This window comes from Pseudomonas sp. 2835 (assembly GCF_050435905.1).
In the GTDB taxonomy this organism is placed as follows: domain Bacteria; phylum Pseudomonadota; class Gammaproteobacteria; order Pseudomonadales; family Pseudomonadaceae; genus Aquipseudomonas.
Map to the genome: position 1 here is coordinate 1 of NZ_JBNDLE010000019.1, position 22,778 is coordinate 22,778.

Annotated in this window: 18 protein-coding genes; 6 read left to right on the plus strand and 12 right to left on the minus strand. The window is 63.7% G+C overall.

The genetic code is table 11. The features are described 5' to 3' along the window. Positions 1-132 precede the first annotated feature (132 nt). Complete coding sequence (locus ABIE20_RS21970) at positions 133-1,257, minus strand: OpgC family protein (protein ID WP_429507297.1); 1,125 nt, start codon at positions 1,255-1,257, stop codon at positions 133-135. Between the two features lie 261 nt (positions 1,258-1,518). Here ABIE20_RS21970 and ABIE20_RS21975 point away from each other — a divergent pair, with 261 nt between their 5' ends. Continuing rightward, positions 1,519-1,893, plus strand: a complete 375-nt coding sequence (locus tag ABIE20_RS21975; RefSeq protein WP_258607850.1) for a GtrA family protein — start codon at positions 1,519-1,521, stop codon at positions 1,891-1,893. A 49-nt stretch (positions 1,894-1,942) separates the two neighbouring features. Here ABIE20_RS21975 and ABIE20_RS21980 read toward each other — a convergent pair whose 3' ends face one another. Further along, a complete protein-coding gene (locus ABIE20_RS21980; protein ID WP_429507298.1) occupies positions 1,943-3,562 on the minus strand; it encodes an FMN-binding glutamate synthase family protein in 1,620 nt (539 codons plus the stop codon). 201 nt (positions 3,563-3,763) lie between these two features. Between ABIE20_RS21980 and ABIE20_RS21985 the strand changes: the two genes are divergently transcribed. After that, positions 3,764-4,027 (plus strand): type B 50S ribosomal protein L31, encoded by a 264-nt coding sequence (locus ABIE20_RS21985; protein ID WP_045197685.1) that lies wholly within the window; start codon positions 3,764-3,766, stop codon positions 4,025-4,027. On the opposite strand, the gene ABIE20_RS21990 is transcribed toward ABIE20_RS21985, so the two are convergent. Further along, positions 4,020-8,336, minus strand: coding sequence for a DEAD/DEAH box helicase (locus ABIE20_RS21990; RefSeq protein ID WP_429507300.1), 4,317 nt, complete (start codon positions 8,334-8,336; stop codon positions 4,020-4,022). The two genes, ABIE20_RS21985 and ABIE20_RS21990, sit on opposite strands and share 8 nt — an antisense overlap. A gap of 118 nt (positions 8,337-8,454) precedes the next feature. Here ABIE20_RS21990 and ABIE20_RS21995 point away from each other — a divergent pair, with 118 nt between their 5' ends. Both ABIE20_RS21995 and ABIE20_RS22000 read left to right on the plus strand, forming a co-directional pair. Beyond that, a complete protein-coding gene (locus ABIE20_RS21995) occupies positions 8,455-8,868 on the plus strand; it encodes an NUDIX hydrolase (RefSeq protein WP_429507302.1) in 414 nt (137 codons plus the stop codon). 22 nt (positions 8,869-8,890) lie between these two features. Beyond that, positions 8,891-9,529, plus strand: coding sequence for a LysE family translocator (locus ABIE20_RS22000; protein ID WP_429507304.1), 639 nt, complete (start codon positions 8,891-8,893; stop codon positions 9,527-9,529). 3 nt (positions 9,530-9,532) lie between these two features. Here the strand turns inward: ABIE20_RS22000 and metR are convergent, their stop codons facing one another. Beyond that, complete coding sequence (gene metR, locus ABIE20_RS22005) at positions 9,533-10,450, minus strand: transcriptional regulator MetR (protein WP_045197692.1); 918 nt, start codon at positions 10,448-10,450, stop codon at positions 9,533-9,535. 110 nt (positions 10,451-10,560) lie between these two features. Between metR and metE the strand changes: the two genes are divergently transcribed. Continuing rightward, positions 10,561-12,870, plus strand: coding sequence for a 5-methyltetrahydropteroyltriglutamate--homocysteine S-methyltransferase (gene metE, locus ABIE20_RS22010; protein WP_429507306.1), 2,310 nt, complete (start codon positions 10,561-10,563; stop codon positions 12,868-12,870). Between the two features lie 135 nt (positions 12,871-13,005). Beyond that, the gene (locus ABIE20_RS22015; protein ID WP_429507307.1) at positions 13,006-13,998 is read left to right on the plus strand and encodes an alpha/beta fold hydrolase; all 993 of its coding nucleotides are present in this window, start codon (positions 13,006-13,008) and stop codon (positions 13,996-13,998) included. A gap of 43 nt (positions 13,999-14,041) precedes the next feature. On the opposite strand, the gene ABIE20_RS22020 is transcribed toward ABIE20_RS22015, so the two are convergent. From ABIE20_RS22020 to glpD, 8 genes are all read right to left on the minus strand, one after another. Next, positions 14,042-14,368, minus strand: coding sequence for a GlpM family protein (locus ABIE20_RS22020; protein WP_429507418.1), 327 nt, complete (start codon positions 14,366-14,368; stop codon positions 14,042-14,044). 33 nt (positions 14,369-14,401) lie between these two features. Further along, the gene (locus ABIE20_RS22025) at positions 14,402-15,727 is read right to left on the minus strand and encodes a sigma-54-dependent transcriptional regulator (RefSeq protein ID WP_429507309.1); all 1,326 of its coding nucleotides are present in this window, start codon (positions 15,725-15,727) and stop codon (positions 14,402-14,404) included. After that, a complete protein-coding gene (locus tag ABIE20_RS22030) occupies positions 15,724-17,631 on the minus strand; it encodes a sensor histidine kinase (RefSeq protein ID WP_429507311.1) in 1,908 nt (635 codons plus the stop codon). Before ABIE20_RS22030 ends, ABIE20_RS22025 begins: the two co-directional genes overlap by 4 nt. 65 nt (positions 17,632-17,696) lie before the next feature. Then, the gene (locus ABIE20_RS22035; RefSeq protein WP_429507313.1) at positions 17,697-18,431 is read right to left on the minus strand and encodes an amino acid ABC transporter ATP-binding protein; all 735 of its coding nucleotides are present in this window, start codon (positions 18,429-18,431) and stop codon (positions 17,697-17,699) included. After that, positions 18,428-19,096 (minus strand): ABC transporter permease subunit, encoded by a 669-nt coding sequence (locus tag ABIE20_RS22040; RefSeq protein ID WP_429507420.1) that lies wholly within the window; start codon positions 19,094-19,096, stop codon positions 18,428-18,430. The genes ABIE20_RS22035 and ABIE20_RS22040 overlap by 4 nt, the downstream gene beginning before the upstream one ends. Then, on the minus strand, positions 19,093-19,839 hold the full coding sequence (locus tag ABIE20_RS22045) for an amino acid ABC transporter permease (protein ID WP_045197710.1): 747 nt from the start codon (positions 19,837-19,839) through the stop codon (positions 19,093-19,095). Before ABIE20_RS22045 ends, ABIE20_RS22040 begins: the two co-directional genes overlap by 4 nt. A 101-nt stretch (positions 19,840-19,940) precedes the next feature. Then, positions 19,941-20,864, minus strand: coding sequence for a glutamate/aspartate ABC transporter substrate-binding protein (locus ABIE20_RS22050; protein ID WP_429507315.1), 924 nt, complete (start codon positions 20,862-20,864; stop codon positions 19,941-19,943). A 287-nt stretch (positions 20,865-21,151) separates the two neighbouring features. Further along, positions 21,152-22,690, minus strand: a complete 1,539-nt coding sequence (gene glpD / locus ABIE20_RS22055) for a glycerol-3-phosphate dehydrogenase (RefSeq protein ID WP_429507316.1) — start codon at positions 22,688-22,690, stop codon at positions 21,152-21,154. Between the last annotated feature and the right edge of the window lie 88 nt (positions 22,691-22,778).

The following is a 22,778-nucleotide window of genomic DNA, read 5'->3' on the forward strand; positions in this document are numbered from 1 at the left end:
GAACAAAAGGGACCCGCCGTAAGGGCGGAAGGGGCCAACAGCGGCGCCACACCGAATGGATAAGCCCGCAACCCAACCCAAGAATCATAGCCCCCGGGATTCCGTGAAGAACCTTTTTTTTACCTGCGCGAATCAGGTAGCAACCGCCCGCATCGGCTGGGTCAGGCGCTTGTTGAAGTCCAGCCAGGCGCCGAGCAGGGCCATGATCGCGACGCCCACCAGGGCGGTGAATATCTGCATGGCAAAGGCATCGCCAGCCATCGCATTGATCATGTCTGCCAAAGGCGCCAGCAGCACCCCCAGGCAGAATACTTCAAGCGAATAACGACCCATGCGCCCGGTTTGCTGCGCCAGCCAGTTCCGCGTCCAGCCATGGCCCGGCAGCAGCTTGGCGGTGACGTAGGCCAGGGCCAGGAAGTGCACCAGGCGCACCGGCGACAGGTCGGTCTTGCTGATCGGGTACAGCAGGTTGCTGAGGCTCGCCGGCATCCACGCATCGTGAATCTCGGGCCAGCGCCAGGACAGGGTGAGGATACCGGCTGCCAGCGAATAGGCGGCTGCGACGAGGAACAACGGCTGACGGCTCAACGGCCGGGTTTGTGCTGGCCGCGGTTGCTGCCCGTACAGGGCAGCGGCACCACCGAGAATGAAGAGGAACTGCCAGGTGACCGGGTTGAAGTACCACACGCCATCGGAAAAATTCGCCAGGTTCCAGCCCAGGCCCGGCGCCACCAGATACACCGCCATCGACACCCCGACCACCGCCAGGGTGTTGCGCATCAGCAGCGGCAGCACCAGCGGCAGGCCGGCCAGCAGCACGATGTACAGCGGCAGCGGGTCCATCAGGTTGGGTTTGAAGCGCAACAGCAGCTCGTCGGTCAGGGCTTGCTGAGGGTTGGTGATGAAGTGGGTAAGGCCCATTTCCTGGACCAGGTCGCGGGTCTCTACGTGGCTGTTGGCGAAGAACACGATGCCCATCAGCATCGCCAGCAGGAAGATGTGCACCACATAGAGTACCCAGGTACGGCGCAGGATTTTCACGCAGGCGATCAGGTAGCCGTCGCGTTGCAGCACCTTGCCGTAGGCCAGGATCGCGGCGTAGCCAGCGAGAAAGACGAAGATTTCCGCAGCATCGCTGAAGCCGATGTTACGCAGGGTGATCTGGCCTAAGGGGGTGTGGGGGACGTGATCCCAGAAAATGAAGATCAACGCCAGGCCTCGAAAGAAATCGATGCGCGGGTCGCGTCCGTTAAGCATGGCAGCGGGCTCTTGAACAGTGGGTTTAATAGTGACAGGTGGACGCCGGCAAACGCTCGCGCCGCACGTCGGGCGGGGGGCAGGGTGGCGGTATTCGCGCGCAAATGCAAAAGTTGCTTATTTCCGAATGTCTCACTTTTCCCCTGGGCAGAAGACCGTCGGTCGCAAAACCCCAACAGCTGTTATTTCTAGCAGTGGACGAATTGCTGGCGACGTGGCCTGCTGAACCCAGGCGCAAGGTTCAGCGAGGCGTAACAGGCAATGGCCAATATCTGGAAGGGATTTTCCACTTACAGCGTGATCGGCATCGCCAATGCCCTGGTCCATTGGCAGCTTTTTTTCGTCCTGCGGGTAGCATTCGATCTAAGTCAGGCCCTGAGTAATTTGCTGGCATTCTGTGTTGCCGCGACTCTTTCCTTTTATGTAAACGCCCTCTACACCTTTGCCGGGCCGCCCTCGATCGGCCGCTACTTGCTGTTCATGCTGTGCCTGGGCGCCGTCAGCCTGGCCGTGGGCTGGCTGGGCGATCATTGGCGGTTGCACGGGATGATCACGGTCGCGAGCTTTTCTCTGATCAGCCTGACCTGCGGCTTCTTGCTGGCCAAATGGGTGGTGTTTCGCAGGTCGGAGCCATGAACGTCTCGCTGATTGTGCCGTTGTTCAACGAGGAACGCGGTGCTGATCCTCAGGCCGCTGCCACCTCCTGCGGCTCGAAACTGTCCGCCCGCGCCATCTGCCACATCCGCGAGTAGAACTCGCCATTGACCTCACCGCTGAGCAATTCACCCGGCTTGAGGAACACATGCATCTGCGAAAACAGCTTGATCTCGGTGGCCGAGATGCGCCGTACCAGGTGCTTGGCTTGCAGTTGCGAAGGGTGATCGAGGCCGGCGGCGGCGAGCATTTCGGCCAGTGCCTTGAGGGTGTTGTGGTGGAAGTTGAATACTCGCTGGGCTTTGTCCGGCACTACCAGGGCGCGCTGGCGCAGCGGGTCCTGGGTGGCAACGCCAGTCGGGCACTTGTTGGTGTGGCAGCTTTGCGACTGGATGCAGCCGATAGCGAACATGAAGCCGCGCGCCGAGTTGGCCCAGTCGGCGCCGATGGCCAGGACGCTGGCGATGTCGAAGGCGCTGACGATCTTGCCGCTGGCGCCCAGTTTGATCTTGTCGCGCAGGTTCAGGCCCACCAGGGTGTTGTGCACGAACAGCAGGCCTTCGCGCAGCGGCACGCCGATATGGTCGGTGAATTCCACTGGCGCCGCACCCGTGCCGCCTTCCTTGCCGTCGACGACGATGAAGTCGGGCAGGATGCCGGTTTCCAGCATGGCCTTGGCAATGCCCATGAATTCCCACGGGTGACCGAGGCAGAACTTGAAACCCACCGGCTTGCCGCCAGACAGCTCCCGCAACTGGGCGATGAACTGCATCATTTCGATCGGGGTGGAGAACGCGCTGTGGCGTGACGGCGAGATGCAGTCTTCGCCCATCATCACCCCACGGGTTTCGGCGATTTCGCGGGTGACCTTGTGCTTGGGCAGGATGCCGCCGTGGCCGGGCTTGGCGCCTTGGCTCATCTTGATCTCGATCATCCGCACCTGCGGATTGCGCGCTTGTTCGGCAAAGCGCTCGGGGTCGAAGCGCCCGTCCGAGGTGCGGCAGCCAAAGTAGCCGCTGCCCAGCTCCCAGGTCAGGTCGCCACCGTGTTCGCGGTGGTAGGGGCTGATGCTGCCTTCACCGGTGTCGTGGGCAAAATTGCCCAGCTTGGCGCCCTGGTTCAGGGCGCGGATGGCGTTGGCGCTGAGCGATCCGAAGCTCATGGCCGAGATGTTGAACACCGACGCCGAGTACGGCTGGGTGCACTGCGGGCCACCGACGATTACCCGAAAGCTCGACGGGTCGCTGAGCGGCGCCGGGCGCATGGAGTGGCCGATGAACTCGAAACCGGACTGGTACACGTCGATCAGGGTGCCGAAGGGCTTGTCCGAGGCTTCGTTCTTGGCCCGCGCATACACCAGCGAGCGCTGCGCCCGGGAAAACGGCAGGGCGTCGCTGTCGGCTTCGAGCAGGTACTGGCGGATTTCCGGGCGAATGCCTTCGACCAGGTAGCGGATATTGCCGAGGATCGGGTAGTTGCGGCGCACTGCGTGACGGCTTTGCAGCAGGTCGCCCAGGCCGATCAGGCTGAGCACGGCGGTCACCAGGGTGAACGGCCACAGCCATTCGTGGTGGAGGAACGGCAGGCTGGCCAGGGTGAACAACACACAGGCAGCGAAGAAGGCGTAGCGGCTGAGAAGTGACAGGCTCATACGGTTTCCTTGCGATGGCACGGTCAGGCTCAGGGCCTGGACAAACCCCGACCTTAGCCCGGTTGGGGTTTAAAGCGCCAGCCCGCAGCGCGCAAGGGCTGCAAGCTTCATCTTGGAAGTGAAAACCATTTGTATTTGCGGATAGATGATATGTTATATAGTATCAATTAATCTTCGTTCATTTTCCCAAGAGGCTTGGCCATGAAACCCGGCATTCACCCCGATTATCGCCCTGTGCTGTTCCACGACACTGCCGCCGATGTGTACTTTCTGATCGGCTCGACCGTCGACACCGACCGCAGCCACACCCATAGCGACGGCAAAACCTACCCCTACGTGGCCCTGGATGTTTCCAGCGCTTCGCATCCGATCTATACCGGCCAGCAACGCAAGACCACGGTTGAAGGCCGGGTGGCTGGCTTTAACAAGCGTTTTGCCGGGTTTGCCGCGCCGCAGGTCAAGTGACCAGGGCGGCGTCGCGAATCAGGCGCTCGCGCCACTCGCCGTGCGCCGCCAGTTCATCGTCCCGGTTGAACTGGACCTTGCCGGCAATCAGCGTCGCCACCGGCGCGCCATCCAGATAAAGCAGGCGATTGCCGCTGACCGCTGGAACCTTGTTGCCGGGCAGCAGGGTGCCGACCAGGTTCAGCGGATCGCTGGCGCTGATCGCCACCAGGCTGCCGTCGAGCGGGCGCCGGCGCACTTCACGTAGCAGCGCCACGGCCTCGGGCAGGGCGAACTGCTCGCCGGCCAGGCCGCTGATAAAGCGCCCGCCACGGATTTCGCCACGGGCTTCCAGGCGGTGGTAACAGCGCAGCAGTTCGCGCCAGCTGGGCAGCCAGTCGGCTTCGCGTTCAAGCAAGCGCCAGCACATCACGCCATAGCGACGCAGCAAGGTGCGGGCGATGTGTTCAAGGTCCTCCTCTCGCTTGGCGCTGGGCTTGCGCAACAGCGCCCAGCGCCCGGCGTCTTCCATACCGCCGAACAATGGCCCGCGACCGCGGCGATGGCTGCGGCCCTGGCGTTTGCTCGCCGGGGTGATCAGCGCGCGCAGGCCGGCAAAGCTGTCGGCGCTGATCAAACCGGCGGCCACCAGTTCCTGCAGGGCGTTTTCCAGTTCGCTGGGCAAAAGGTGGGCGTCGTGCACCAGTTCGTCGAAGAACAACGCGCCGTGTTCGCTCAACACCGTGTGCACGCGTTGGGTGCGCAGGCTCAGTTCACTGCTGTCCAGCGCCGGGCTCAGGGCTCGCCACAAGCCCAGCCGGGCCCGCGGCAACAGCACCAGCGGCGTGCTGCGCAGGGTGCTGGCCGCGGCGCTCGGGGCCAGGCGCGCCCAGGCGTATTTGCCGGCGCGGCAGGCTTCGTCGAGCCAGCGCGGGCTGTAGTCCTTGAGCCGGGTTGGCAGCAGGTCGCTTTCCCAGGCGCCCGCCGCTGCCGGGTAACCTTCGAACTGATCGAGCACGGCGCTCAGCGCGGCCTGGCCTTGCAATCGCGAGCCGGGCGCCAGGTGCTGCCAGTCGAACAGAAAACGCATGAAGTCCTGCAGGCTGACCGGCTCGATTTCCCGGCGCAGGCGTTTGATGGTGTAGCGATGAATGCGCGCCAGCAGGTGTCGTTCGCACCATTGCAGCGGCTGCTGGCCGGGTTGCTGGTTCGGTTGATGATTTGGTTGAAAGTAGTACCCACGCATCACATAGCCTTCGCCTTCAAGGCGGGCCAGGGCCTGCTCGATGGCACTGACTGGCAGTTGCAGCGGTGCGGCAATCTGCGCGCTGGTCAGCGGGCCGAAACCGCTCAGGCGTGCACGCAGCAGTTCTACCAGCGCCGCATCGGCGTCGATGGCCTGATCGAAGCCGGGCAGGGCCGTGACCTCGGGTGTCAGGGGCGCGTGCGGGTACAGGGTGCGCAACAGCATCAGGCGTTCGCGGGCCAGCCACAATGCTTGATCATCAGCGAGTTCCAGACGGCAGGCACGGCCTTGCTCGCCCAACGCCGCCAGCCACTCTTTCCAGCCGTCATTGGCCTCGGCTTCGGCCTGGCTGATACAGGCCAGGCTCATCAAGGCCTCATGCATTTCATCGCTGCGAGTGGGCGTCGGCCAGGCTTCGCTTTGCACGGCGGTGATGGCTTGCGGGTCGAGCGCGCCGAGGTCATCGCTGCTCTGCGCCTCGTTCCAGCGACGATTGAGCACGGCCTGGGTGCGCCGTTCTTCCAGCGGTGCGTCATCCAGGAAGGTATAGGGCCGGGCGTTGAGAATGGCCGAAGCCCGCGGCGAAGGTGCCGGCAGGTCGCGGGCAACCAGCGTGATCTGGCCCTGCTCGATACGCCGCAGCAGCGCCAGCCAGCCTTCGCTGTCCATTGCTTCGTGCAGGCAGTCGTCGAGGGTTTGCTCGACCAAAGGGTGGTCGGGAATCTGCCGCTCGCCGGCGAGGTTTTCCAGGCAGGCAATCTGGTCGGGGAACACCGCGGCAATCAGGTCTTCGCTTTTCATCCGCTGGATTTGCGGCGCCACCTTGCGTCCGCCGACAAAACGCGGCAGGGCCAGCGCAGTGCCGGCATTCCAGCGCCAGCGCACGCCGAACAGCGGCGCATCGAGCAGGGCCTGGATCAGCACCGCCTCGGCGCTGTTGCTGTGCAGGTAACGCCAGACCTCTTCCAGAGCAAAACTGTGGCTGGCCGACAGCGACAGGACAATCGCATCTTCACTGGCCGCAGCCTGCAGTTCGAAGTTGAAGGTGCGGCAGAAGCGCTTGCGCAAGGCCAGGCCCCAGGCGCGGTTGATGCGGCTGCCGAACGGCGAATGGATGATCAGCTGGGTGCCGCCGGACTCGTCGAAAAATCGCTCCATCACCAGGGTTTGCTGCGAGGGCAGGGCGCCGAGCACCTGGCGGGTGTGGGCCAGGTACTCAAGCAGTTGTTCGGCGCTGTCCAGGCCCAGGCCCAGCTCGGCCGTCAGCCAGTCGAGCAGCGGTTGCAACTGGCCGTCGGCATCGGCCAGGCGCTGGTCGATCTCGCCTTGCAAGCGCGCCACGCCTGCAGACAACTCGTCACTGCGCCCCGGCGCTTCACCGAGCCAGAACGGGATGCTTGGCGGCAGGCCGTGGGCGTCCTCGACCCGCACCCGGCCGCTTTCCACGCGCAGGATGCGGTAGGAGGCGTTGCCCAGCTGGAAGATATCGCCGGCGATGCTTTCTACCGCGAAGTCTTCGTTGACGGTGCCGATGTTCAGGCTCTGGGGTTCGAGCACCACGGTGTAGTCGGCGTTATCGGGGATGGTGCCGCCGCTGGTCAAGGCTGTCAGCTGGCTGCCCCGCCGCCCGTGCAAGGTGCCGTTGACCGCATCGCGGTGCAGGTAGGCGCTGCGCACGCCCTGGCGGCCATTGAAGCCCTCGCCGAGCATGCGTAACAGCGCCTGGTAATGGCCCTGGTCCAGATCGGCATAGGGCATGGCCCGGCGCAGGCAGTCGTACAGCGCCTGTTCGTGCCACTCCTGGCTGCTGACTTCGGCGACGATCTGTTGCGCCAACACATCCAGCGGTGCCTGCGGCACGTGCAAGCGATCGAGCTCGCCGCGGCGCACGCAATCAAGTAATGCTGCGCATTCGATCAGGTCATCGCGCGACAAGGGGAACAACCGGCCCTTTGGCGTGCCCTCGACCTGGTGCCCGGAGCGCCCGACCCTTTGTAAAAACGCGGCAATCGAGCCGGGCGAGCCGATTTGACACACCAGCTCGACCTCACCGATATCAATGCCCAGCTCCAGCGATGCGGTGGCCACCAGGACCTGCAGCTCACCGCGCTTGAGCCTTTGCTCGGCATCCAGGCGGTATTCCTTGGCCATGCTGCCGTGGTGCGCGGCCACCGCATCGCGGCCCAGGCGCTCACTCAAATGGCGGGTCAGGCGCTCAGCCAGGCGCCGGGTGTTGACGAACACCAGGGTGGTGCGGTGCTCGCGGGCCAGGGCCGCCAGGCGGTCGTAGACCAGGCCCCAGACATCCGTGGCCATCACCGCGCCAAGCGGCACCGGCGGTACTTCAAGGCCCAGGTCGCGGGGGCGGGCATGGCCGATATCGACGATGGCGCACTCACGACCCTGGCCCACCAGAAACTGCGCCACCCGCTCGACCGGGCGCTGCGTGGCCGACAGGCCGATGCGCCGCAGCGGCCGCCCGCACAGCGCTTCAAGGCGCTCCAGGCTCAGGGCCAGATGGCTGCCGCGCTTGTTGCCGGCCAGGGCATGAATCTCGTCGATGATCACCGTGTGCACGCTGGCCAGGCCCTGGCGCCCGGAGGCCGAGCCGAGCAGCACATACAGCGATTCGGGGGTGGTCACCAGAATATGCGGCGCCTGGTGGCGCATGGCCGTGCGTTCTTTCTGCGGGGTATCGCCGCTACGAACCGCCGTACGGATCTCCAGCGGCTCCAGGCCTTGTTCGGCCAGCACCGCGTTGATCCCGGCCAGCGGTGCCTGCAGGTTGATCTGGATATCGTTGGACAGCGCTTTGAGGGGCGATACGTAGACCACCTGGGTCTGGTCCGGCAGTTGGCCGGCGTCCAGGCCCTGTGCGAACAGCTCGTCGAGGATTGACAGGAAGGCCGTGAGGGTTTTGCCCGAGCCGGTGGGCGCTGCCACCAGCAAGGACTGCCCGCTGCCAATCAACGGCCAGGCCCGGGCCTGGGCGGCGGTTACCGTCGGGAACTGGCGCTGGAACCAGGTGCGGACCGCAGGGTGGAAGGCGTCCAGTTCCGGGTGCTTGCGGGCGGGCAGGTTCATGCACTGTTTATGCGGCCTATGGCGCGGGGTTGCAAGGGGCATTCGTCAGCCCGTGCCAACATTGAAACGCCTCCACCAACATGTGATCCTTGCGCGCTTTCCCGTTCACGAGCATCCCATGAGCAAAACCATCCGCATCGCCGCTGCCCTCCTGCTTGACCCGCAAGGCCGTACCCTGCTGGTGCGCAAGCGCGGTACCCAGGCGTTCATGCAGCCTGGCGGCAAGATCGAGGCCGACGAGCAGCCGGTCAGCGCCCTGGCCCGCGAACTGTTCGAAGAGCTGGGCCTGGCGATCGAGCCGCACGACGCCGAGTATCTGGGCCAGTTCAGCGCCCCGGCCGCCAACGAGCCGGGTTTTGTTGTCCAGGCCGAGATTTTCAAGGTGCACACCGCCATGCCGGTCGAGCCCGCGGCGGAAATCGAAGAGGTGGTGTGGGTCTCGGCGCGCAAGCAGCTGACCCTGGAGCTGGCGCCGCTGACCCGGGACTTGATTCTGCCCCTGTATCGGCAGTTAACTACAGCACCCGCCTGATCTCACTTGCAAAGGAATGCCGATGATCCCCACCCATGAATGGCTGCTGTTTATTGGCGCCGCGCTGCTGATGGTCCTGACCCCGGGGCCGAACATGATCTACCTGATTTCCCGCTCGATCTGTCAGGGCCGCGTGGCCGGGGTGACGTCGTTGCTGGGGGTGGTCGGCGGTTTTCTGGTGCACATGACGGCCGCGGCCATTGGCCTGACTGCCTTGTTCATGGCCGTGCCGCTGGCCTACGACCTGCTCAAGTGGGCCGGTGCCGGTTACCTGCTGTGGCTGGCCTGGCAGGCGGTCAAGCCGGGTGCCCGTTCGCCGTTCGAACCTCGCGAGCTGGCCCCTGACTCACCGCGCAAGCTGGTGCTCATGGGCTTTTTGACCAGCGTGCTCAACCCCAAGGTAGCGGTGTTCTACCTCTCGGTACTGCCGCAGTTCGTCTCGCCGGAAAACGGCTCGGTGCTGATCCAGAGCCTGGCCCTGGGCCTGACCCAGATTGCCGTGAGCTTCTCGGTCAACCTGCTGATCGCCCTGTTCGCCGCCGGCATTGCCGGCTGGTTCGTGCGCTACCCGTTGTGGCTGATGCTGCAGCGCTACGTGATGGGCTTCGTCCTGGCCGGCCTGGCGCTGCGCCTGGTGCAGGAACAACGCCGGGCGGTGTGAGGCTCAACGTACTGCGCTGACACCGTCGAGGGTGGAGAAGGACGTGTCCTTGGCGGTCAGCAAAAAGTCGCGCATGTATGGCGCATCGAGCATGTCGCTGCGCACCGCCGCGTACAGCGTGGCGAACAGGCCTTTCTCACCCAGGCGCTTGGCCTTCACGTAACCGCGCGAGCTGTACTCGTGCAGGGCCCAGTGCGGCATGCCGCAGACCCCGCGGCCGCTGGCCACCAGTTGCATCATCATCACCGTCAGCTCCGCCGTACGCACTTGCGCCGGCTCGACATCGGCCGGCTCCAGGAAGCGGGTGAAGATGTCCAGGCGGTCGCGCTCCACCGGGTAGGTGATCAGGGTTTCCGTGGCCAGGTCTTCCGGCACCATGTACGGCTTGTGTGCCAGCGGGTGCTGGTTGGCCACGGCGAGCATGGCTTCGTAGGTGAACAGTGGCACGTAGGTAATGCCGCTGAGCTCCAGCGGGTCGGAGGTCACCACCAGGTCCAGATCGCCACGGGCCAGGGCCGGCAGCGGGGCGAAGGCAAAGCCCGAGGCCAGGTCGAGCTCGACCTCCGGCCAGGCATCGCGGAACTGGTCGATGGTTGGCATCAGCCACTGAAAACAGCTGTGGCACTCGATGGCCATGTGCAGGCGTCCGGCGGTGCCGCCGGCCAGGCGGGCGATGTCACGCTCGGCGCCGCGCAGCAACGGCAGGGTGGCATCGGCCAGCTGCAGCAGGCGCAGGCCGGCGCTGGTGAAGCGCAGCGGCTTGGTCTTGCGCATGAACAGCGGCATGCCCAGGCGCTCCTCGAGCTCCTTGAACTGATGGGACAGCGCCGATTGGGTCAGGTGCAGGCGTTCAGCAGCCTCGACCAGGCTGTCGGCTTCGCGCAAGGCGTGCAGGGTTTTCAGGTGGCGAATTTCCAGCACCGAGGGGCTCCATGAGTAAACTTTGAGATGAACACGAATTTATTGAGTTTGTCTCATGTTGCTCTGGCTGTCGACAATAGCGTCATCTTTTACAGGGAGGACGTTTTCTCATGGCATTGGCCCACAACCTTGGTTTCCCGCGCATCGGCGCTGACCGCGAACTGAAAAAAGCCCAGGAAGCCTACTGGAAGGGCGACCTTGATCAGGCCGGCCTCGAAGCGGTTGGCCGCGAACTGCGCGCCCGTCACTGGCAGTTGCAGAAAGACGCCGGGATCGAGCTGCTGCCAGTTGGCGACTTCGCCTGGTACGACCAGGTGCTGACCCACTCGCTGACCTTCGGTGCGATCCCCGAGCGCTTCGCCCAGGTTACCGGTGATAGCGGTCTGCCGACCCTCGACACCCTGTTCGCCATGGCCCGCGGCGCCAGCACCTGCTGCGGTGCCAGCCACGGCCAGACCCAATATGCGCAAGAGCTGACCAAGTGGTTCGACACCAACTACCACTACCTGGTCCCGGAATTCAGCGCTGACCAGCGCTTTCTGCTCAGCTGGGAGCAGTTGTTCGAAGAAGTCGCCGAAGCCCAGGCCCTCGGTCATGCGGTCAAGCCGGTACTGATCGGCCCGCTGACCTACCTGTGGCTGGGCAAGGCCAAGGGTGGCGAGTTCGACAAGCTCGACCTGCTTGAGCGCCTGCTGCCGGTGTACGGCGAAATCCTCAGCCGCCTGGCGCGCCAGGGTGTGGAGTGGGTGCAGATCGACGAGCCGATCCTTGGCCTGGACCTGCCGCAGGAATGGAAGAACGCCTTCGAACGTGCCTACCACATCCTCCAGTACTCGCCCCTGAAGAAACTGGTCGCCACCTACTTCAGCGGCCTGGAAGACAACCTCGGCCTGGCCGTCGGCCTGCCGGTGGATGGCCTGCACATTGACCTGGTGCGCGCCCCGGAACAACTGCCGGCCGTGCTCGATCGCCTGCCAACCTACAAGGTACTGTCGCTGGGTGTAGTCAACGGCCGCAACGTCTGGCGCTGCGATCTGGACAAGGCCCTGGAGCAGCTGCAACAGGCCCAGCAACGCTTTGGTGCCAACCTCTGGGTCGCCGGCTCCTGCTCGCTGCTGCACAGTCCCGTGGACCTGTCCCGTGAAGACAAGCTCGATGCCGAGCTGAAAAGCTGGCTGGCCTTCGCCGTGCAAAAGTGTGAAGAAATCGCTGAGCTGGCCAAGGCCCTGGATACCCCGCACCTGCCAGCGGTACAAAACGCCCTGAGCCACAGCCGCGCGGTACAGAAGAGCCGAGCCGAGTCGCCACGCATTCACAAGCCGCAGGTCCAGGCGCGTCTGGCCGCCGTCACCGCTGCCGACAGCCGGCGTCAGTCGGCCTTCGCCCAGCGTATCGAAACCCAGCGTCAGCGCCTGCAATTGCCGGCGTTCCCGACCACCACCATCGGCTCTTTCCCGCAGACTTCGGCGATCCGCCTGGCGCGTCAGGCCTACAAGCAGGGCAAGCTCTCGGCCAACGACTACACCGACGCCATGCACAGCGAGATTCGCCATGCCGTGCAAGTGCAGGAGCGCTTGGGCCTGGACGTGCTGGTGCACGGTGAAGCCGAGCGCAACGACATGGTCGAGTACTTTGCCGAGCAACTGGACGGCTACGCCTTCACCCGCTTTGGCTGGGTGCAGAGCTACGGCTCGCGTTGCGTAAAGCCTGCGATCATCTACGGCGACCTTAGCCGTCCGCAGGCCATGACCGTGGCCTGGATCGAATACGCCCAGCGCCTGACCAGCAAGGTCATGAAAGGCATGCTGACGGGCCCGGTGACCATGCTGATGTGGTCGTTCCCGCGTGAAGATGTGTCGCGCAAGGTTCAGGCCGAGCAACTGGCCCTGGCCATTCGTGACGAAGTGCAGGACCTGGAGGCCGCCGGTATCAAGATCGTGCAGATCGACGAAGCGGCGTTCCGTGAAGGCTTGCCGCTGCGCCGGGCGCAATGGCAGGAATACCTGGGCTGGGCGGTGGAAGCCTTCCGCCTGTGCTCAAGCGGCGTGCGCGATGAAACCCAGATCCACACCCACATGTGCTACAGCGAGTTCAATGATGTGATCGAGGCCATCGCGGCCATGGACGCTGACGTCATCACCATCGAAACCTCGCGTTCGGACATGGAACTGCTGGAGGCCTTCGAAGCCTTCGACTACCCCAACGACATCGGCCCGGGCGTTTATGACATCCACTCGCCACGGGTGCCGGACACGGCCGAGATGGTCAAATTGATGAGCAAAGCGGTCAAGCGCATCCCGGCCGAGCGCCTGTGGATCAACCCGGACTGCGGCCTGAAGACCCGCGCCTGGCCGGAGACGGAAGCGGCCCTGGTCAACATGGTGGCCGCCGCCCGCCAGTTGCGTAGCGAACTGGCCTGAGGCCCGCTGATCGACCCTCGTCGGGCCTACCGCTCGGCGAGTGTCATCAAATGGTCACGGTTTTGTGGCAGCGCGCCCGCATGAAGTTCATCAGACTCCGGTTCTACTGGGGATTTGCATTCTGGTGTTTCGCTCATGCGGGCTTTTGTTTTTTTGCTGGCGCTGATGTGCGCCATTCCTTCTATTGCAGCGTCTAGTTGCGACGTCAATGTGCCCACCGAACGGGTCGAGCTGGCGCAGGTCAGCCTGGCCTACCAGAGCATCGGCCGTGATTCGGACCCGGCCTTGCTGCTGGTGATGGGGCTGGGCGGGCAACTGATCCACTGGCCCGATGAAGTGGTGGTGGCCTTGTGTCAGCAGGGTTTTCGGGTGATCCGCTACGACAACCGCGATGTCGGCCTGTCCAGCTGGAACCAGGCCCCCAACGGCGCCAACCTGACCTTTGAGCTTTTGCGCTACAAGCTTGGCCTGCCGGTAGCCGCGCCTTACACCCTGAGCGACATGGCCGAAGACGGCCTGGGGCTGATGGATGCCCTGCAGGTCGAGCGCTTTCATGTCATCGGCGTGAGCATGGGCGGCATGATCGCCCAGCACCTGGCGGCGCTGGCGCCGCAGCGGGTCGAGAGCCTGACCCTGATCATGTCCAGTTCCGGTGCCCAGGGCTTGCCGGCGCCTAGCCCGGCACTGGTGCAGTTGCTGGCCCGGCGTGGCGCACCGAATCGCGAGGTGGCACTTGAACAGCAGGCCGACCTGCTGGCCGCCCTCGGCAGCCCCGAGGTCGAGGATGATCGCCAGGTGTTGCTTGAGCAGGCAGCGATCGCCTACGACCGCGCCTTCAATCCTGAAGGGGTCAAGCGCCAGATCATGGCGATCCTCGCCGAACAGAGCCGGGTCGAACTGCTCAACAGCCTGCGCCTGCCAACCCTGGTGGTGCATGGCACTGCCGACCCGTTGCTGCCGGTAATGCACGGCGTGCACTTGGCCGCGCACATCAAGGGCAGTCAGCTAAGGCTGATCCCCGGCCTGGCTCATCGCTTTCAGGAGCAGTTCAAGGAACCGTTGCTGGGCGCGGTTTTGCCGTACCTGAAGACGCAGCGGCTGGCCGATACCCATGTGGCGGTGTACTGATCGCAGGTGCAGGAGCGGGCTTGCCCGCGATGAAGTCAGCCTGTCAATGCAACCTCACCCAGACACTCACCAGCACCGTCGCCGCCACCAGCCAGGCCACGGCCGCAAGGGCCAGCGAAGCCTCCAGGCGCAGGCGATCGACCAGCAGGTACAGTGCTACCAGGTAGACGAAGTAGGGAATGATCGACCACATGCCGAACAGGATGGTGGTCTTCAGGTCATCCAGTGAGCGGCCTTTGCCGACAATATAGTGAGCGATCAACGCGAAAGTCGGGAACAGCGGCACCAGGCCGGCAATGTAGTAGTTGCGGGTCTTGGCCAGAGCGGCAAGGATCAGCACCACGGCCGCACCCAGGCAGGCTTTGAGTATCAGGTCCACGACTTGCCCCGTTTCTGCGGCCGGTCAGCCCAGGCCATACTTTTTCACTTTGTCGAACAGCGTGGTCTTGGCCATGCCCAGCTCCTGGCTGGCCTGGCTGAGGTTGCCGCCGGTGCGCTGCAGGGCATCGCCGAGCAGGTTGCGCTCGAAGGCCTCGACCGCTTCGGCAAAGCCCAGGCCCTGGTTGGCGCTGGCACCGGCCTTTTTGAATGCCGGCAGACCCAGGGCATAGCGCTCGGCGACGTTGCGCAGTTCGCGCACGTTCCCCGGCCAGTCATGGGCCATCAGCCGCGACAGGGTCTGGCTGTCCAGTTGCGGAACCTCCCGGTCGAAGCGCAAGGACGATTGCTGCAGGAAGTGTTCGAACAGTTGCAGGATGTCTTCGCGACGCTCGCGCAGTGGCGGCAGTTCCAGGGTCACCACGTTCAGGCGGTAATACAGGTCGCTGCGGAACTGCCCGCTCTGGCCGAGGGCGTCGAGGTCGGACTTGGTCGCGGCGATCACCCGGCAGTCCACGGCAATGCTCTGGTTCGAGCCCAGGCGCTCCAGGGTGCGCTCCTGCAGCACGCGCAGCAGCTTGATCTGCAGGTTCAGCGGCATGCTTTCAACCTCGTCGAGAAACAAGGTGCCGCCGTTGGCGTGTTCGATCTTGCCGATCCGGCGCTTGCCGGCGCCGGTAAAGGCATTGGCCTCGTGGCCGAAAATCTCGCTCTCGAACAGGTTCTCCGGCAGGCCGCCGCAGTTCAGGGCCACGAACGGCGCGCCCTGGCGGCGGCTGAAATCATGCAGGCAACGGGCGACCAGTTCCTTGCCGGTGCCGGTCTCGCCTTCGATCAGCACATTGGCCGAGGTATCGGCAACGTTGGCGATCAGTTCGCGCAGGTTCTGCATGGCCGACGAACGGCCGATGATCCTTCCTTCAAGGGTGCTTTGCCCGGCCAGTTGCCGGCGCAGGGCAAACACTTCGCGGGACAGCCCGCGTTGTTCCAGGGCCCGGCGCACCACTTCGACCAGGCGTTCAGGGGCGAAAGGTTTTTCCATGAAGTCGTAGGCGCCGTTGCGCATGGCGCCGACCGCCATGTCGATGTCGCCGTGGCCGGTGATCAGCACCACCGGCAGGCTACGGTCGCGGGCCTTGAGGCGGCTGAGCAGTTCCAGGCCATCGATGCCGGGCAGGCGGATATCGCTGACTACGATGCCGGCAAAATCATCGCCGATACGCTGCAGTGCTTCTTCGGCGCTGCCGACGCCTTCACAAGCGATGTCTTCCAGGGCCAGCGCCTGCTGGCAGCCGAGCAGCACATGCGGGTCGTCTTCGACGATCAGGACAGTAAGGGGCGCTTGGTTCATAGGGACTCGGCTGGTTCTGTGGGGGCATTGACCAGTGGCAGGCTGAGCACGAACGCAGTGCCGCCGCTGGCGGGGTGTTCGACGCTGAGGCTGCCCTTGGCGGCGGCGGCGAGGCTGGCAGACAAGGTCAGGCCCAGGCCCAGGCCGTGCTCTCCCGGTTTGGTGGTGAAAAACGGTTCAAACAGGTGCTTGCGCGCTTCGTCATCGATGCCGTGACCGTTGTCGCGCACGCGCAGGCGGTACTTGTCGCCCTGCAGCTCGCCTTCCAGCCACAACTGCGGCATGGGTTGCGCGGCCATGGCATCGAGGGCGTTGCCGATCAGGTTGACCAGGATCTGCTCCAGGCGGGTCTGGTCGATGGCCAGCTTCTGGTCTTCGTAGTTGCTATGCAACTGCAGGTGACAGCCGGCGATGCGGTTGCCCAGCACCTGCAGGCTGGCCTCGACGGCTTTGCCCAGCGAGGCCTTGCCGCTGTCTTCGCCGCGGCGGGCAAAGGAGCGCAGGCTGGCGGTGATGCGGCCCATGCGGTCGATCAGGTCGTTCATGGTGCGCAGGTTGGTGCTGACGGTTTCCAGCGCGCCACGTTCGAGGAAGCGCACGCTGTTGCCCGATAAAGTGCGCAGGGCGGCCAGCGGCTGGTTCAGCTCGTGGGCGATGCTGGTCGACATCTGGCCGATGGCGGCCAGCTTGCCGGCCTGGACCAGTTCGTCCTGGGCGTGGCGCAGGGTCTGTTCGGCATGCCGGCGTTCGCGGATCTGGCCCTTGAGCCGTTCGTTGCTGGCGCGCAGGTCGGCAGTGCGCTCGGCGATCTTGCGTTCCAGCTGGCTGTTGGCTTCTTCCAGCGCTTCACGGGCGGCCAGGCGGGTGGCAATAACCTTGCGCCGCTCGTTCCAGGCAATCAGCAAAATCGCCAGCAGGGCAAAGGCGACGCCGACCAGGATGCCCTGGACCATGGATTCGCGGCGCAAGTCCTGCAAGGGAGTAAGCAAGGTGAAGTGCCAGGGCGTGTCGCTCAGGCGCCGGGTTTGCGCCAGGTACGCTACTTCGCGGCGACCGTCACCGAGTTCGGCATTGGCCGGGAAGCTCAGCTTCTCGACACCGTCGGCGATTTTCTCCCGCGACAGCGGTTGCAGTTCATTCAGCGGCCACCAGTAATACTGCAGGCTGCGCGCCAGGCGCTCCTTGATTTCCGGGGTCAGCGGGCGTACCGACTTGAGCCGCCGCGCCGGGTCGCTGGAAAGGATGATGATACCGTTCTCGTCGCTGACGAACGCCTCCAGGCGCGCCCGTTGCCAGCGTTCTTCCATGGCCTCAAGGCGCACCTTGATCACCGCCACGCCAATGATCTTGCCGTGTTCTTCCAGGCCATGGGCGAGGAAGTAGCCTGGCTCACCGGTGGTGCTGCCGATGCCGTAGAAGCGCCCTGGCTGCCCGCGCACGGCGTCCTGGAAATAGGCGCGAAACGACAGGTCTTCGCCGAGGAAGCTGTCGACATCGCGCCAGTTGCTGGTGGCCTGGACCCGGCCGCTGGTGTCGAGGACGAAGATCGCCCGGCTGCGGCTGCGGCGGTTCAGGCCTTCGAGGTATTCGTTGACCGCCTGGCGGTGTTCGCCATCGGCTTCGGTGAGCAGGCTGGAAACGCTGTTTTCAAGCTCCAGCAGGCTCGGCAGGTAGGTGTATTTGCTGATCTCGCTCTCGACCGCGCGCGCGTGCAACTCGAGCTGGCGCTCGCCGTTCTCGCTCAAGGTGCGGATGCCGTTGTGTTCGCTGATCATGAAACCGGCCACGCCCAGGCCGATCATCAGCAGGATGATCAGTGGCGGTAACAGCAGCTGGCGAATCAGACGGGGTTTCACGGCAAGGGCAGGCTTGGCAGGGCGAAAGAGCGTAGGGTCGCATTTCATCACAGTAGCCTTGGTACGGCCAGCACGCTCTGCCGGCGTACACCGGACAGAGCGTGATGATCACCTCAGTGTTGCAGGATCTTGCTGAGGAAGTGCTGGGTACGCTCGTCGCGCACGCTCTGGTCACCAAAGAACTCTTCCTTGGTGCAGTCTTCGATGATGTTGCCCTTGTCCATGAAGATCACCCGGTTGGCGACCTTGCGGGCAAAGCCCATTTCGTGGGTCACGCACATCATGGTCATGCCTTCGTTGGCCAGCTGGACCATGACGTCCAGCACTTCGCTGACCATTTCCGGGTCCAGTGCCGAGGTCGGTTCGTCGAACAGCATGACGATCGGGTCCATGGCCAGGGCGCGGGCAATGGCCACGCGCTGCTGCTGGCCACCGGACAGCTGCCCCGGGTGCTTCTTGGCGTGGGCGCTGAGGCCGACGCGCTCGAGCAGGGCCAGGCCCTTCTTGGTCGCTTCAGCTTCGCTGCGGCCCAATACCTTGCGCTGGGCAATGGTCAGGTTTTCGGTGATGGTCAGGTGCGGGAACAGCTCGAAGTGCTGGAACACCATGCCGACCCGCGAGCGCAGCTTGGGCAGGTTGGTCTTGGGATCGGCAATCGAGGTACCGTCGACCACGATGTCACCCTTCTGGAAGGGTTCCAGGGCATTGACGCACTTGATCAGGGTCGATTTGCCCGAGCCCGACGGACCGCAGACGACAACCACCTCGCCTTTCTTGACCTCGGTGTTGCAGTCGGTCAGAACCTGGAAGTCCCCGTACCACTTGTTGACGTTCTTGATGGAGATCATACGGTTATCCTTTTCTGCAGACGCTTGACCAGGAAGGAAGCGGAGAAGCTGATGACGAAGTACACGGCGCCGGCAAATACCAGGAACTCGTTGGAGCGCCCGATGATGTCGCCACTGGCCCGTGCCGAGTTGAGGAAGTCGACCAGGCCGACGGTGTAGACCAGCGAGGTGTCCTGGAACAGGATGATGCTCTGTTGCAGCAGCAGCGGGGTCATCTTGCGAAACGCCTGGGGCAGGATGATCAGGCGCATGGTCTGGCCGTAGGTCATGCCCAGAGCCTGGGCGGCGCCCATCTGGCCCTTGGAGATCGACTGTACGCCGGCGCGGACGATTTCACAGAAATACGCCGCCTCGAACATCATGAACGCCACGACGCAGGAGGTGAACGCCCCGATCGGAGTGTCTTCGCCGGTGATCCAGCGCAGTACGAACGGCACCGCCAGGTAGAACCAGGTGATCACCAGCAGCAGCGGGATGGAACGGAAGTAGTTGACATAGGCACCGGCTACATTCGCCAGCAGCTTGCTCGACGACAGGCGCATCAGGGCGAGGATGGTGCCCAGCACGATACCGCCGACAATGCCCATGACCATCAGTTGCAGGGTCATGACCATGCCGTTCCACAGGCCCGGCAGGGCAGGGATGATTCCACTGAAGTCCATTATTTACCCCCCACGGAGATCAGGCCCGGCACGGCGACTTTCTTCTCGACCAGGCGCATCAGCAACATCAGGCCCATGTTCAGGGTGAAGTAGATCAGGGTCGCCAGGGTGAAGGCTTCAAACAGGTTGGCCGAGAACTCGGCGGTCTGTTTGGTTTGTGCCAGCAGTTCCATCAGGCCGATCAGCGAGGCCACCGAGGAGTTCTTGAACACGTTCAGGAATTCCGAGGTCAGCGGCGGAATGATGATCCGGTAGGCTTGCGGCAGCAGCACGTTCCAGTACACCTGCGGCAGGCTGAAACCCATGGCGCGGGCAGCGGCTTCCTGGCCGCGGGGCAGCGCCTGGATACCGGTACGCACCTGCTCGCAAACACGGGCGGCGGTGAACAGGCCCAGGCAGACGATCACGCTGATCAGCGCCGAGGTGGTCGGGTTGAGGTCCTGCTTGTACCACTCCTGCAGGTTCTCTGGCAGCAGGTCGGGCACCAGGAAGTACCAGATGAACAGCTGCACCAGCAGCGGTACGTTACGAAAGAGTTCCACGTAGGCCGTGGCAATGCCCGATACCAGACGGTTCGGCACGGTACGCATGACGCCGAGTATCGAACCCAGCAGCAAGGCAATGATCCAGGCGGCGATGGCAATGGCGATGGTCCAGCCCAGGCCGGTGATGTACCAGTCCAGATAGGTTTCGCTGCCCACGCCAGTGGACTTGAAGAATACGCCCCAGTCCCAGTTGTAATTCATCGGGGTCTCCCCTCAGATCGGTTGTTTCACGGGCACCTTCGAGCATCCGGGGGTGCGCAAGGCACCCTCGGATGAAAGGTTAGACACTAACTAGCTGGGGATCAGGACTTCTTTTCGTCTGCAGCTTTGTCGGTAGGATTGGCGATCAGCGCCTTGAGCTCGTCGCTCATCGGGAACTGCAGGTTCAGGCCTTTAGGAGGGACTGGCTGGTTGAACCACTTGTCGTAGATCTTGTTGATCTCGCCCGACTTGTAGAGGCCGACGATGGCATCGTCGACGGCTTTCTTGAACGCCGGGTCGTCCTTGCGGACCATGCAGCCGTAGATTTCATAGGACTGCGGCGTGCCGGTCACTACCCAGTCGGCCGGTTTCTTGGCCTTGGCCATTTCGCCTGCGAGCAATGCGTCATCCATCATGAAGGCTACGGCGCGACCGGACTCCAGCATCTGGAACGACTCGCCATGGTCCTTGGCCGAGATGACATTCATCTTCATCTGCTTGTCGGCGTTCATCGCTTTGAGGATGCGCTCCGAAGTGGTACCGGCGGTGGTTACCACGTTCTTGCCAGCCAGATCCGGGAAGTCTTTGTAGACGGGTTGGCCGTCCTTGACCTTGGTCAGCAGGCGGGTGCCCACCTCGAAGATACCGACCGAGAAGGCGACCTGCTGCTGGCGCTCGACGTTGTTGGTGGTCGAGCCACACTCGACGTCAACGGTGCCGTTCTGGACCAGCGGGATACGGGTCTGGGAGGTTACGAGGTTGTATTTGACCTTCAGGTCCGGCTTGTTCAGGTCCTTTTTCAGGGCCTCGACGATTGCCAGCTGGATGTCATGGGAGTAACCGACGGGTTTGCCCGAAGCGTCGGCGATGTAGGAGAACGGAATGGAAGCGTCGCGGTGCCCCAGGGTAATGGTGCCCGACTCGTTGATCTTTTTCAGGGTGCCGGTCAGTTCGGCAGCGAAGGCTGGCGCGCTGATCAAAGCGGCCGCAATAGCGGCGCCCAACAGATGGGGAACGATACGCATCAAAATTTCCTCGACGTTGTTTTTTTTATGGAGCCGTTGGCGGGCTCTTTCGTTCAGCGAACACTGCAGTGAAGCGTTTTGCGCATTCGGGTACTGAGTGTAGAGCATGACTCGTGCCAAGCCCTGATTTCGATCATAACGCCATGAAAAATCGGGGGATTAATCTTTTTTGACGATTTGCGCGAGGTAGGATTCGTCCGGATGGCCGAATGAGGTGAGGTTTAGTGTTCGGAAATCCGAATGGATGGTCGCATCGCGGGGCAGGTCCCCGCGATACTATTCAGCTATCAGGCCGCTTGAACCCGCGCGCGATTCAGCTCCAGGCGCTGAAGATAGTCCTGCAAAGCCTGTTGTTCAGCCGCAGTAGTGAACAGCCCCAGCTTGCTTCGGCGCCAGAGGATGTCGTCGGCATTCACCGCCCATTCCTCGCTGCACAGGTAATCCACCTCACGGGTGAACAAGCCGCCGCCAATCGCCTCACCCAGGTCTTCCGGGCCCTGTACGCCTTCGAGCAGGCGCCACACGCGGCTGCCGTAGGTGCGCGCCCAGCGCTTGGCGATTTCGGCCGGCAACCAGCCACAGCGGGCCAGAATGGCATCTACCAGCGCCTGCGGGGTGCTCATGTCTTCACCGCCCGGCAGGGGAGCGCTGGCGGTCCAGCTGCCGCGCATCTGGGTGAAGAACGGCGCCAGTTCGCTCATGGCCGATTCGGCCAGTTTGCGGTAGGTAGTCAGCTTGCCGCCGAACACCGACAGCAGCGGGGCCTCACCGGTGCTGGCCGACAGCGCCAGGGTGTAATCGCGGGTAACGGCCGAGGGGTTGTCGGACTCGTCGTTGCACAGCGGGCGAACACCGGCATAGGTGTGGAGGATATCGGTGCGGCTGAGCTGGTGGTTGAAGTGCTCGTTGACCACTTTCAGCAGGTAGTCGGTCTCGCCCTCGGTGATAGCTACCTTGGCCGGATCGCCGGTGTATTCGCGGTCGGTGGTACCGATCAGGGTGAAGCGCTCCAGGTACGGAATGGCGAAGACGATGCGCTGGTCTTCGTTCTGCAGGATGTAGGCATGTTCGCCGTCGTACAGCTTCGGCACGATCAGGTGGCTGCCCTGGATCAGGCGGATGCCGTACGGCGCGTCGAGCTTGAGGTCGTCCTGGATGAACTTGGCCACCCACGGGCCTGCGGCATTGACCAGCGCGCGGGCCTGGATCGACTGCTGGCTGCCGTCGGCGTTTTCCAGCTGCACGTTCCACACGCCATCGACCCGGCGGGCGCTGATGCAGCGCGTGCGGGTACGGATATCGGCGCCTTTTTCACGGGCGGCCATGGCGTTGAGCACTACCAGGCGGGCGTCATCGACGGCGCAGTCGGCGTATTCGAAACCGCGGGTGATCGCCGGCTTGAGCGGGTTGCCCGGGCGGAAGCGCAGGCTGTTGGAGGCGCCGAGCTGCTTGCGCTTGCCCAGGTGATCGTAAAGGAACAGGCCGGCGCGGATCATCCACGCCGGGCGCAGGTGCGGGCGGTGCGGCAGCACGAAGCGCATCGGCTTGACGATGTGCGGTGCCTTGGCCAACAGCACTTCGCGTTCGGCCAGGGCTTCGCGCACCAGGCGGAATTCGTAATGTTCGAGATAGCGCAGGCCGCCATGGATTAGCTTGCTGCTGGCCGAGGAGGTGTGGCTGGCCAGGTCGTCCTTTTCGCAAAGGAACACCGAAAGACCGCGTCCGGCTGCATCGGCGGCAATCCCCACACCGTTGATGCCGCCGCCGATTACGGCGAGGTCATAGATTTCGGCAAGGGCGGGCGATGGCAAGCTGGAGTGGGACACGGGTGGCCTCCTGAAGGTCTTTCCGACATCGAATCTGAACATTGATGTTCACTTTCGAAAATACTAGCGCAATGAAATGCCGCTCGCC

Excerpts from the sequence above, each read along its gene's own strand:
- ABIE20_RS21970 (WP_429507297.1), bottom strand. The coding sequence starts at position 1,257 with ATGCTTAACGGACGCGACCCGCGCATCGATTTCTTTCGAGGCCTGGCG.
- ABIE20_RS21975 (WP_258607850.1), top strand. The coding sequence starts at position 1,519 with ATGGCCAATATCTGGAAGGGATTTTCCACTTACAGCGTGATCGGCATC.
- ABIE20_RS21980 (WP_429507298.1), bottom strand. The coding sequence starts at position 3,562 with ATGAGCCTGTCACTTCTCAGCCGCTACGCCTTCTTCGCTGCCTGTGTG.
- ABIE20_RS21985 (WP_045197685.1), top strand. The coding sequence starts at position 3,764 with ATGAAACCCGGCATTCACCCCGATTATCGCCCTGTGCTGTTCCACGAC.
- ABIE20_RS21990 (WP_429507300.1), bottom strand. The coding sequence starts at position 8,336 with ATGAACCTGCCCGCCCGCAAGCACCCGGAACTGGACGCCTTCCACCCT.
- ABIE20_RS21995 (WP_429507302.1), top strand. The coding sequence starts at position 8,455 with ATGAGCAAAACCATCCGCATCGCCGCTGCCCTCCTGCTTGACCCGCAA.
- ABIE20_RS22000 (WP_429507304.1), top strand. The coding sequence starts at position 8,891 with ATGATCCCCACCCATGAATGGCTGCTGTTTATTGGCGCCGCGCTGCTG.
- metE (WP_429507306.1), top strand. The coding sequence starts at position 10,561 with ATGGCATTGGCCCACAACCTTGGTTTCCCGCGCATCGGCGCTGACCGC.
- ABIE20_RS22015 (WP_429507307.1), top strand. The coding sequence starts at position 13,006 with ATGCGGGCTTTTGTTTTTTTGCTGGCGCTGATGTGCGCCATTCCTTCT.
- ABIE20_RS22025 (WP_429507309.1), bottom strand. The coding sequence starts at position 15,727 with ATGAACCAAGCGCCCCTTACTGTCCTGATCGTCGAAGACGACCCGCAT.
- ABIE20_RS22030 (WP_429507311.1), bottom strand. The coding sequence starts at position 17,631 with ATGAAATGCGACCCTACGCTCTTTCGCCCTGCCAAGCCTGCCCTTGCC.
- ABIE20_RS22035 (WP_429507313.1), bottom strand. The coding sequence starts at position 18,431 with ATGATCTCCATCAAGAACGTCAACAAGTGGTACGGGGACTTCCAGGTT.
- ABIE20_RS22045 (WP_045197710.1), bottom strand. The coding sequence starts at position 19,839 with ATGAATTACAACTGGGACTGGGGCGTATTCTTCAAGTCCACTGGCGTG.
- ABIE20_RS22050 (WP_429507315.1), bottom strand. The coding sequence starts at position 20,864 with ATGCGTATCGTTCCCCATCTGTTGGGCGCCGCTATTGCGGCCGCTTTG.